General features: G+C 54.0%; 10 protein-coding genes. 6 read left to right on the top strand and 4 right to left on the bottom strand.

Annotated elements, in window-relative coordinates; translation table 11 throughout:
* Window positions 1-47 precede the first annotated feature (47 nt).
* Both ACR0JB_RS17410 and ACR0JB_RS17405 read right to left on the bottom strand, forming a co-directional pair.
* Window positions 48-731 carry a fumarylacetoacetate hydrolase family protein gene (locus ACR0JB_RS17410; protein ID WP_170397500.1) on the bottom strand — a complete coding sequence of 228 codons (684 nt, stop codon included), beginning with the start codon at window positions 729-731 and terminating at the stop codon, window positions 48-50.
* 192 nt (window positions 732-923) lie between these two features.
* Window positions 924-1604: a FadR/GntR family transcriptional regulator gene (locus ACR0JB_RS17405; RefSeq protein ID WP_170507054.1), complete on the bottom strand. Its 681-nt coding sequence runs from the start codon at window positions 1602-1604 to the stop codon at window positions 924-926.
* 139 nt (window positions 1605-1743) lie between these two features.
* On the opposite strand from ACR0JB_RS17405, the gene ACR0JB_RS17400 reads away from it, so the two are divergent.
* From ACR0JB_RS17400 to ACR0JB_RS17380, 5 genes are all read left to right on the top strand, one after another.
* Window positions 1744-2664 carry a fumarylacetoacetate hydrolase family protein gene (locus tag ACR0JB_RS17400; RefSeq protein WP_480790119.1) on the top strand — a complete coding sequence of 307 codons (921 nt, stop codon included), beginning with the start codon at window positions 1744-1746 and terminating at the stop codon, window positions 2662-2664.
* A gap of 125 nt (window positions 2665-2789) precedes the next feature.
* Window positions 2790-3749 carry an ABC transporter substrate-binding protein gene (locus ACR0JB_RS17395; protein WP_480790118.1) on the top strand — a complete coding sequence of 320 codons (960 nt, stop codon included), beginning with the start codon at window positions 2790-2792 and terminating at the stop codon, window positions 3747-3749.
* On the top strand, window positions 3746-4555 hold the full coding sequence (locus ACR0JB_RS17390; protein WP_058275284.1) for an ABC transporter ATP-binding protein: 810 nt from the start codon (window positions 3746-3748) through the stop codon (window positions 4553-4555). The genes ACR0JB_RS17395 and ACR0JB_RS17390 overlap by 4 nt, the downstream gene beginning before the upstream one ends.
* Complete coding sequence (locus ACR0JB_RS17385; protein WP_170512646.1) at window positions 4552-5424, top strand: ABC transporter permease; 873 nt, start codon at window positions 4552-4554, stop codon at window positions 5422-5424. Before ACR0JB_RS17390 ends, ACR0JB_RS17385 begins: the two co-directional genes overlap by 4 nt.
* A complete protein-coding gene (locus tag ACR0JB_RS17380; RefSeq protein WP_480790117.1) occupies window positions 5414-6490 on the top strand; it encodes an Ldh family oxidoreductase in 1077 nt (358 codons plus the stop codon). Before ACR0JB_RS17385 ends, ACR0JB_RS17380 begins: the two co-directional genes overlap by 11 nt.
* A gap of 42 nt (window positions 6491-6532) precedes the next feature.
* Here ACR0JB_RS17380 and ACR0JB_RS17375 read toward each other — a convergent pair whose 3' ends face one another.
* Together ACR0JB_RS17375 and ACR0JB_RS17370 are read right to left on the bottom strand one after the other, a co-directional pair.
* Window positions 6533-7210 carry a GntR family transcriptional regulator gene (locus tag ACR0JB_RS17375; RefSeq protein WP_480790116.1) on the bottom strand — a complete coding sequence of 226 codons (678 nt, stop codon included), beginning with the start codon at window positions 7208-7210 and terminating at the stop codon, window positions 6533-6535.
* 9 nt (window positions 7211-7219) lie between these two features.
* A complete protein-coding gene (locus ACR0JB_RS17370; RefSeq protein ID WP_254437431.1) occupies window positions 7220-10039 on the bottom strand; it encodes an FAD-binding and (Fe-S)-binding domain-containing protein in 2820 nt (939 codons plus the stop codon).
* Window positions 10040-10230: 191 nt separating this feature from the next.
* On the opposite strand from ACR0JB_RS17370, the gene ACR0JB_RS17365 reads away from it, so the two are divergent.
* Entirely contained in the window at window positions 10231-11394 is a 1164-nt protein-coding gene (locus tag ACR0JB_RS17365) for a pyridoxal-phosphate-dependent aminotransferase family protein (RefSeq protein WP_170397521.1), read from the top strand.
* Window positions 11395-11430 lie beyond the last annotated feature (36 nt).

The raw sequence follows: 11430 nt of genomic DNA, 5'->3' as shown, positions 1-11430 counted from the left end.
ACAAAAGCGTTGGCCTATTTCGCGGAGGGGGTTTGACTTTGTACTTGCTAAGTTATGTGGACGGTTAGGCTACCCAGTTTCTCCACCGCCAAAACCATCACATCGCCACGGTTGACGGGGCCAACGCCAGAAGGAGTTCCCGAAAGAATAACGTCTCCGGGAGCGAGCTCAAAGTAATCGCTCAGGTAGGAGATCATCTCAGGGACTTTCCAGATCATCTGGTTCAAGTCACCTTCTTGCCGAACTTCACCATTCACCGTCAGAGTAATAGGTCCTTTGTCGAGATGCCCGACTTCTGATGCTTTGTGAATTGGTCCGCATGGCGCTGAGCGCTCAAATGCCTTGCCAATTTCCCACGGGCGACCCATTTTTTTCATCTGCCCTTGCAGATCGCGACGAGTCATATCAAGCGAAAGACCGTACCCAAAGACATGATCTAACGCATCGTCTACCGAGATATTCGTACCGCCCGACTTGAGCGCAACATACATTTCAGCTTCGTGATGCACGTCGGAGCTGTGCGGAGGGTAAGGGAATTCCCCGGAAGGATCTAAATTGTTCGGGTTTTTTTGGAAGAAAAACGGAGGCTCCCGGTTTGGGTCATGGCCCATCTCAATTGCGTGCGCGGCATAATTTCGCCCAACGCAGTAAACACGACGAACCGGGAATGTGCCGCCCCCCGCTATGGGTATTACATGCACCTGCGGCGCGGGAATGACATGATCGGACATCGCTTCCTCCTGAACGTTTATTGCCAAAGATCGGATTTCCAAACGGTCAGACACCTTCCGATCGATGCCACGCTAGATACGATCAAACGTGGCCGCTTACCAAGTCATCGCCAAAATTGGGGCGAGTTTGCAAGAGCTCCAGCCTCCTTCTGGCCCGACCATTTCTAGAATTGGTTGGGCGTTGATGCTGCTTCAGTCGTCAGACTGGATGCTCGTTGGCAGTACACGCGAATAAACCGATTTCAGGTGATCCACCATAGCACTTGCCGCAAGCTCATCGTCGCCCTTTGCTATCGCAGACACGATCACATCGTGTTCGCTAAAACTGGAATAATCCTCTGCGGGCTTTAGGGTTTCGCGTGGCTGTCCCCAAACAATAGATCTTCGAACCGAATTCAACGTCTCAAAAAAGTAAAGAAAGAGTTGGTTCCTAGTCGAGCGGGCTATCGCATGATGCAAATTGTTGTCCCATGCTTCATAAGTACGCCAATCCTCTGCGGTTCGACATTTATCGGCGCAGAGCCTCATTTGTTCGCGGTCTGAACGGGTGGAGTGGAGCGCTGCAAGGCGGCTGAGCTGCGGTTCGATCGTGAATCGCACCGATACAACCTGCTCTGGTTTAATTTGATTGCCCAAATAGGTTACGTCTGTGAGGTTAAGAACCGGTCTGGAACCAACGAAAGTTCCGCGACCTACATGCCGCCAAATGAGCCCCTGCGCCTCAAGCTCTGCCAAAGCTCTTCGCAATTGGTTTCGGGTCGTTCCAAGCTTTGAACAAAGTTCGCGTTCAGGCGGAAGCCTGTCATTATGCCGGTATCCAGCATTGTTAATCAGGTCACGTACGTGTTGCGCGAGTTCGGTTGGGTTGCTCACATCTTCACCCAATTTGGTGATTGGTTGATTGATTGAAACTCCAAGTCGGCAAAAACTCAAGGGCAAGTGACAACCAAATCTGAGTCGCCTGCGAAGATCGGTGACCTAAGTGGGCCCTAGCATGTAGGAGGAGAGCCGAGTGCGTTTAGCGACTGTTTCAATAGATAGCCACGCCGTTTGCGTCGCATTGCTTGCTAACGGAAGCAGGTTGGATGTTTCGCGTGCGATTAAGATGCTCATGCCGGATACGGCTCTTGATGTAAGCACGATGCAGCTGATTATCGAAGGCGGGCAGACCGCGCTGGAGGCGTTGAGTGCCGTTGTTGCCGCGGGTGAGGCAGGCGAACTCAAGGACCTGCTCGTCCCCGAAGACGCGCCTCTTCTGTCGCCCATTCCCACGCCACGCAAGAACGTTTTCTGCGTGGGGCGAAACTACGCTGAGCACATCGCAGAAGGCGAGCGGGCGCAAAAAGAGAAAATCGGCATCACCGAGCATCCGGTTTTCTTTACCAAGCCGCCGACCTCGGTCGTTGCGCCAGACGCTGACATCCTACTCTTTCCCTCGGTGTCGCAGTCCATCGACTACGAAGTCGAGTTGGCAGTCGTAATAGGGGAGCGCGGGCGTAACATCACCAAGGCAGATGCGTTTAATCATGTCTTTGGGTATTCTATTCTGAACGACATAACCGCCCGAGACATACAGCGCCGCCATGGCGGCCAGTACTTCAAAGGCAAAGGGTTGGATGGATCTTGCCCAATTGGTCCCTGCATCGTGACCGCCGATGCCATCAGCGATCCGCAAGCTCTGTCGATCGGACTTACAGTTAACGGTGAGCAGCGCCAAAAGGGGATGACGTCGGACATGATATTCGACATTCCAACGTTGATCGCATCTTTGTCAGAAGGCCTGACACTAGAACCGGGAGACATCATTGCGACAGGTACGCCATCAGGCGTCGGATACGCAATGGAACCGCCGCAGTTTTTAAAAAACGGGGACGTCGTAGTTTGCGAGGTTTCCGAAATCGGCACGCTAAGGAACAAAGTGCGTGCCGTGTAATGACTCCTACGCAGCAATCGCTGTGAGGCGTCAACATTCAAGGGAGGAAGACTACAATGATGAACAGAAGGACTTTCACAGCGTCCTTGCTTACTGCTGTTCCGGTAGCAGGAGCACTAGGAACAATGGGTTTTGCGCAAGACTTGCGTGAAATCACCTTCGTGCAACCCAGCCCTTCGGCAATCAACTCATTTCCTGTGTTTGTCGCCATTGGAGAAGGGTACTTCGCAGATGAAGGATTGAACGTGACCGTCGAGGCTATCAACGGCTCAGGCGCCGTGCTTCAGGCATTGTCTGCAGGACAAGCACACTTCGGTCGCCCCGGCCCCGGCCCGCTGATTGCCGCGCGCTCGCGCGATGTGGATGCCGTACATATCTACAACGTTGCGGCACGCAGCAACTTCGGCATCGCGGTGCCGGAAGACTCTGAAGTCCAAAGCGTTGAGGAACTGCGCGGAAAGGTCATCGGAACCGGCACCGCAGACGGTGCCGAAGTGGGTTTTGCACGAAACGTCTTGACCGGTGCAGGTATGAAAGAAGGTGAGGATTTCACATTTCTTACCGTTGGCGACGGCGGCCCGGCGACAGCAGCTTTCTTGAACGGCGAAATCGACGCATATTCTGCTTCGACGGCTGATACAGCAATCCTGAACCAGCGCGGAATGAAGGTGCGTGACATCACGCCTGCGGAATTTGGGCGTTTCTTCGGAAACGGTATCGCCACAATGGCTGACACAATCGCCAACGATCGCGAATTGGTCGAGGCCTGGAGCCGCGCGTTCGCACGTGGCCATGCCTTTGCTCTCGATGATGCTAACCGTGAAGCTGTGCTGAAGCATCTGGCGGACGGCAATCCGCAGGAAGGCGAGGACAAGGAGTTCCAGTCAGCGCTGTTCGATGCCGTACGTTCGAAAACCATAGCAGCGGATCCAAGCAACGGTTTGGGATGGTACCCCGCCGAAGTTTGGCAGGAATGGCAAGACGCACTTGTTGCAGGGGGCGAAATCCCAGGGCCGCTGGATGACTTGAACGCCGCCTGGACCAACGAATTTGCCGCCATTGGCAACGAGGCCGCCAGCAAATGAACGCTGCAGCCGCACAAGAGTTTTCCGGCGCGCCCTTGGGCACGCCGGTCTACGAATTGACCCATTTAAGCAAGACCTATGCGCGCAACCTTGTTGTTGCGCTTGAGGACATTAATCTGACGCTACGGAAAGGAAGCTTCACTTCTGTCATTGGGTCCAGCGGGTGCGGGAAATCCACTCTGCTCAAGATCATGGCGGGTCTGATCCCTCCCACCAAAGGGCGTGTGATCCTACAGGGCTTGCCAGTGACCGGTCCCCGTCGAGACATTGGTATGATGTTTCAACAAGCGACACTATTTCCCTGGAAAACAGCAGTGGAAAACATCGTGTTGCCAATCGAGATCCGCGACGGAAAGGCAGCCGCCAAGCAAGCAATGGGCAAGGCTCACGAACTATTGGACATCGTGGGCCTGAAGGGATTCGAAAACGTATACCCGAACGAATTGTCGGGCGGCATGGCTCAGCGCGCCTCAATCTGCCGTATGCTGATCACAGAACCAGCTGTACTTTTGTTAGACGAACCATTCAGCGCGCTGGACGAGCTGTCACGCGACATGATGAATATGGAATTGCAGCGGATTTGCCATGAACAGGATGCGACTGCTTTTCTTGTTACGCACTCTATTCAGGAAGCCGTGATTTTGTCCGACGAAATCGTCGTGTTGAAACCACGCCCGGGCAGGATTGCCGAAATTGTGAAGGTCGACCTGCCACGCCCACGCACGTTGGATATGATGACCACACCCAAGTTTGGCGCTATTGTAGACTACATTCGCAGCCTCCTGGATAAGGGAGAAGAAATGTGAGCGACGTTCATAACTACTCACCTGCCCTAAAAGACGCCGACACCGCAGAAGACACGGTATGGGAACAAAAAGTTCACTTTATCGACTCGGTCCCACGCTGGCTGGCGATGACCTTTGTCTTCGTGGTTTTCGTCGGCACTTGGCAAATTGTTACGAGCCTTAAGCTGGTTTCCCCAATCATTCTGCCTACACCGTTGGAAACCCTGAAAGATATGATCTTCGTGGGACAAAATCTATTGACTGGCGGCTACATGCTTGGGGCGCTGTGGATCACAATCAAAGAAGTTATCTATGGTTTTGCACTGGCAATCGCGATCGGTTTTTCGCTGGGCGTGTTGGTGGGGGAAACGGCATTTGGTGAAAAGGCAGTGATGCCTTATCTGGTGGCGATAGATACCATGCCAAAAGTGGCATTTGCCCCACTCTTTGTAGCGTGGTTGGGCTTTGGTATTGAATCAAAGGTCGCACTTGCTGCCTTTATCGCGACATTTCCAATCGTGGTCGGTACTGCGGCTGGGCTTCACGCCGCCGATGAAAACGCGCGTATGCTTTTCAAGACGATGGGCGCAAGTCGGATGCAGACATTGTTCAAGATGAAACTGCCGACTGGCCTGCCGCAGATTTTTACCGGCCTTAAGATCGGAGCAGTCGGCGTTATGGCCGGTGCGATCACAGGAGAATTCCTAGGCGGTGGCAAGGGATTTGGCGAACTTATCCGGGTTGCGGCCTCGCAACTCAACACGCCGCGCGTCTTCTCGTTAATCCTGTATCTCAGCCTTGTCGGTCTGGTCGTATTTGCGTCGGTGGTTTGGACACAGCGTAAATTGGTGTTCTGGCACAAGGAACAGGTAGGAAGAGATGACTTCTGAGCCTGTGAACATAGACTGCCACACCCTGCGTGATTTTGTGGCGGCCGCACTCGAAACTCGTGGTGTGCCAAAATCAGATGCGGACAAAGTGGCATCGACGATGGTTGAGGCCGACATTTATGGCTATGGCACGCACGGTGTCTTTCGCCTGCGACAGTACCTAGCCCGGCTGGCGGGAGGCGGCTCTAATCCTACGCCAAAAGTCACAGTAATACATGAGACTGTTGCAACCGCTTTGATCGACGGAGATGACGGCCTCGGCCATCTGGCTATGTCGGCGGCGCGGGATCTTGCAATAGAAAAGGCAAAAGCGGCCGGTATCGGGTGGGTCGGTGTTCGGCGCGGCAACCATGCAGGACCACTCGCACTTTATGTGCGTCCACAAGCTGAGGCTGGGTTGCTTGGTATGGCAGCCGCAGTGGGCAGCGCGAACCATGTCCCGCCCTATGGCGGAAGCGATTTGCTTCTTGGCACCAATCCCATTGCTTTTTCCGCCCCCGTCGATGGCCCCGACCCGTTTGTGTTTGATATGGCGACGACCGTAGCCGCGATGGGTAAGATCAAAACCCTGTTGCAGCAAGGCAAGCCTATGCCCGAAGGCTGGATGGTTGGGCGTGATGGAAACCCATTGACGGACCCCGCCCTCAAGTCAGAAGGGTTTCTTTTGCCGATCGGCGGTCCGAAAGGGTTCGGTCTTTCGGTGGCTATCGGGTTGATGGCCGGGGTCTTGAACGGCGCGGCCTTCGGCTCTGATGTGGTTAACTTCACCTCAGACACAACGTCGTCCACGAACACAGGGCAATTTGTAATGGCGCTTGATCCGGCAGCTTTTGGATTGGACAAAGACTTTGCTTCTAACGCAGCCCGCGTGTTTTCTGAAATGCGTGCATCTCCCCCCCTGCCCGGTCATGATCCCGTGCGCCTGCCGGGCGAAGGCAAAACGGCTGCCGCTGAGGCTCGCCGCAAAGACGGCGTTAGGCTCAACCCGGCCCTATGCCAGGACCTCAACAAACTTGCCTTGGACTGTGGGCTGACGCCCCCGTTTCTTGATCTAAAGACTGACTAGCGGCGTATCCGAGGGTAGCTGATAGGCGCATTCGACCAGTCTTTAATTAAGCGTCTCATCCTCAGCCTCCAGCGCTTTCACATGGGCCGAAAGTTTGTTCATCATGTGAAGTTTCATGGACTTTCCAAGCCCATCTGCATCTCGGTCCCGGAGCAACTCCATCATGGCTTCATGTTCGTCAATGGCCTGCGCCCAGCGCTCGTCCGACAAGTTGGCCATAAAACGTGCGCGGCGGACCCGTGCGGCCAACAGCTTGTGGTGGCTTTCAAGGATATCGTTTCGCGCTCCACGTATCAGTGCCTGATGAATGTCCTGATTGGCCTTAAAATATGCCTGTCGGTCATGTGAATTATAGGCTTCCAGCATATCGGCGTGGCGACTTTCGATTAGTTCAATTTCAGCGGAATCCATGTGCTGACATGCCAACTCTCCCGCCAGTTGCTCAAGCGTCGCAAGCACTGGAAACGTATTCTCCAATTCCTCTCGCGTGACACTTGCGACGCGGGCCCCCCGGTTGGCTTGAAGTACCACAAAGCCTTCTGATGCAAGCACCTTTAAAGCTTCTCGCAAAGGTGTCCGTGAGACCCCCAACGAGTCGCAAAGCTGTTTCTCAGGCACTTTTTCACCTGGCTTTAAAACATCTTCGACAACCAGGTTACGCAGCCTTTCGACCAATTCTTCGTGAAGGGTCGGGCGATTAATGCTGTCCGTCAGGTTCATTTCCATTTCCTAAACATCAAGAACCATATCCAAGAGGCGCGCGACGTGCACAGCTTGACGCTGCGTACCTTCCGCGATTTGATGGCGGCAAGATGTCCCGTCTGCCACGATAACTGCATCTCCGGGCGCTTCTTCCAATGCCGGGAACAAGTCGAGTTGTGCCATCTTTATCGAAACATCGATAGTGTCGGGCGAATATCCAAATGCTCCTGCCATGCCACAACAACTGCTTTCAATCATGTGAACTTGTGCCCCTGGAATACGCTTCAAAAGGTCAAGCATCGGTGTGACGGCATCGTGTGCTTTCTGGTGGCAATGCCCATGCAAATAGATCGGACGATCCAACGGCTTTAGGGGCAAGTCCGGCTGATCGGCCAGAAATTCCTCAAAGGTACACGTTGCGTTCGACAACATCTCAGTTTCCGGCCCCGGGCAAAGCGCCAAAAATTCATCCCGGAACGTGAGGATAGAGGAAGGTTCGAGCCCGACTACTGGAACACCTTTTGCAACCGCCTCTCGCGTCGCGTCAATCACGCGTTGTGCCTCGTGTCGCGCTTCGTCCACGCACCCCATAGCCAAGAGAGTACGTCCGCAATCCAAGGCCCTGTCAGATCGATCGTCTCGCGCCACGGCCACTCGAAGTCCCGTTGCCCGCAATACCCGAACTGCAGCGCGTAAAATTTCTGGCTCGAAATACCGGTTGAACACATCGGCAAACAGCAACACCTGCGGATCATTGTCCTGAGCCTCGACATCACGGAACGGAGCAGAAGACCACACTGGCAGATCGCGTCGCGCTGAAATGCCAGTCGGTCCCTCCAATAGCTTACGCGAGAGTCCAATTTTGTTTCGTAAATTCACAAGCCACGCGACTTTCGCGGCTTTTGGCGCATATCGGGGCAGGTAAGCTATCAATTTGTCTGCCAACCTCAGCCCATCTTTTTTACGTTTTGCTGACAATACTTCGATTTTCATTCGCGCCATATCAACGCCAGTCGGACATTCCCGAGCGCAAGCTTTGCAGGACACGCAGTACTTCATTGTGTCTAACATGGCATCGGACGACAAACCGCCCGGCATCTGCCCGCTGATGGCAAACCGCAACGAATTTGCCCGCCCACGTGTAGCGTCTCGCTCGTCTCGGGTCGCTCGGAAAGAAGGGCACATAACGCCGCCCTTGAGCTTGCGGCATGCACCGTTATTGTTGCACATCTCGACGGCGCCCTGAAACCCTCCTCCGGCACCCGGCCAAGCAGACCAGTCCAGCGCGGTTTCGAATTCAGGAACCGAATAGTCCTGGCCGAAGCGGAACAGTCGGCGGTCATCCATGGCAGGCGCGTTCACGATCTTGCCGGGATTCATCACCCCGTCGGGATCAAACCGGTTCTTAACCTGCTCAAACGCAGAAACGATACGTTGACCGTACATCTTCTCATGAAATTCTGATCTTACGATCCCGTCACCATGTTCACCTGAATGAGATCCTTTATATTTTTTGACCAGATCAAATGTTTCTTCAGCGATCGCCCTCATTGTCCGGACGTCTTTGTCTTGCCGCATGTTCAGCACAGGTCGCACGTGTAAACACCCCACCGAGGCATGCGCGTACCATGTTCCCTTTGTGCCATGTTTTGCAAAGATTTCGGTCAGGCCAGCGGTGTATTCGGCGAGGTCGGGCAACGGGACAGCGCAATCTTCGACAAAAGAGATTGGTTTTCCCGCCTCTTTCATCGACATCATGACATTCAACCCGGATTTTCGGTACTCGGCGATAGCATTCTGCAAAGAGTTGTCCGTAACAGAGACAACGCCGCCCCACCGATTTCCCGTACCGCTGAAAGCAAACCCGAGATCTCCCATCAGTTGCGAAAGCTCAACCAGTTTTGCGGCATTGGCTTCGCCGCTGCCCTCGGCGAATTCCACCAGCAGCAGGGCTTCGGGATTGCCTTCAACAAATGCATCAATCGTTTCGCGAAACAATGGGATTTCACGCCCCAATGCAATCATGGTGTCGTCGACCAACTCTACCGCCTGAGGGTTGAGTGTCACGATGTGCTGGGTGGCCTCCATTGCAGCACGGAATGTCGGGAAATGGCACACACCTGTAACTTTCGCGCCCGGCAGATGAGCTAGGCTTAGTTCCAGTTCTGTAAAATAGGCCAATGTGCCTTCTGACCCCACCAATAAATGGGACATGTTGATGTCGTTACCTACGAGCGCGTCGATATTGTACCCGCCCACACGGCGCTGGACTTTAGGAAAACGAGCGTCAATTTCAGCAGCCTCGCGACGCCCAAGAGCGCGCATATCACCAACAAGATCCGCATAATCGCCTGATGCGGCCGTATCAGCGCTGAACCGCGCTTCCGTGCCGTCAACCATGATTGCGTTTATCGCACGGACGTTGTCTCGCATGATTCCGTATCGCAGAGATTTTCCGCCTGAAGAATTGTTTGCCGCCATCCCCCCAAGAGTGCAACGAGACGCTGTTGAGGGATCCACGGGAAACCACAGGCCATGCTGCTTCAACGCTTGGTTCAATTGATCCAGAACAACACCGGGCTGAACGCGAGCAATACGCTTCTCAAAGTCTACATCTAGAATTCGATTCAAGTGTTTCGTGTTGTCCAGCACAACACCCTGATTGACCGTTTGCCCGCACTGCGACGTGCCGCCGCCGCGAGGCAGAACCGAACTTCCTTCGTCCCGCACAATGGACATTACAGCTTGGACATCTTCTGTGGACCGAGGGATCACCACAGCGTCCGGTATCATCTGATAGATTGAGGCATCGGTCGAGTATCGAGCAAGCGATGCCGGATCTGACATCACTTCCCCCCGCACATCAGACAACAGTCGGCGGTACAACGATCCATTCTCTACCATTAGGTACGCCTTCCCTTCCGTGTAAGCCCAGTTTGACGCTTCACTTCACCGTTGACTGAATAATGAATTCATAATTAACTTTTGCAATAGGCAATAGCGCCGCTTTTTCGGCACCAGCGTAAGGATCAGTTCAAATGCGTCAGGCAGGCAGACATTTTTTGCAGATTCCAGGGCCGAGTGCTGTGCCAGAGCGCATCCTGAAAGCCATAAGCACGCAGACCATTGATCACCGAGGACCGGATTTTGCTGAAGTGGGGAATAAGGCCCTCAATGGCATGAAGACGATTTTCAGGACAAAACAGAACGTCTTTATCTATCCTTCATCCGGCACCGGTGCATGGGAAGCCGCACTTGTGAACACGGTTTCGCCTAGCGAAAAAGTTCTGATGTTCGAAACAGGGCATTTCGCCTTCATGTGGTGCAACTTGGCTGGAAAACTAGGGTTGCAACCAGAGCTGATTGAAGGAGATTGGCGTGGCGGTGCGGACCCCAATCAGATTGAAGACCGTCTAAGTGCGGACGAGCAGCACGACATCAAGGCGGTTTGCGTCGTCCACAACGAAACGTCAACCGGTTCAGTCTCACCAATTGAGGAAGTGCGGAGGGCCATAGACGCAGCCAAGCACCCTGCACTTCTAATCGTGGACTCCATCTCCGGCCTTGCGTCGATTGATTTTCGGTTCGATGACTGGGGGGTCGATGTGTGTGTCTCCGGCTCGCAAAAGGGATTAATGTTACCGCCTGGTCTGAGCTTCAACGCCGTGAGCGATCGGGCTCTGAAACACTCAAAATCCGTGACCACGCCGCGAAGTTACTGGGATTGGCAAGATATGGTCGGACCAAATCAGAAGGGGTTCTTTCCTTACACCCCCGGCACCAATCTTCTCTATGGATTAAATGAGGCCATCGACATGTTGCACGAGGAAGGGTTGGACAACGTTTTTGCCCGTCATGCCCGACACGGAGCCGCGACACGGGCTGCCGTGCGCGCCTGGGGTCTTGAGGTTTTGTGCACACATCAAGGTCAGGAATCGGGCGTCTTGACTGCGGTTAAGGTCCCAGAAGGTCACTCTGCCGATGCGTTTCGTGCTACGGCGCTGGAGCACTATGACATCTCACTAGGAAATGGTCTGTCCAAGGTAGCCGACAAGGTGTTCCGCATTGGTCATTTGGGCGACTTCAACGACCTAATGTTGATGGCCACCCTTTCTGGCGTAGAAATGGGGCTAGCCAAGAACGGTATGCCTCATAACGGAGGCGGCACTCAGACTGCCTTGGAGCATCTAAAGGCTGCGTGACGTTGGACAGAATTTTTAAAAAACTCAAACCAACCA

The sequence above is a fragment of the Ruegeria sp. BI7 genome (assembly GCF_056537925.1).
Note: the sequence above shows the minus strand (reverse complement) of the source record. Positions and strands in the feature narration are given on the sequence as shown.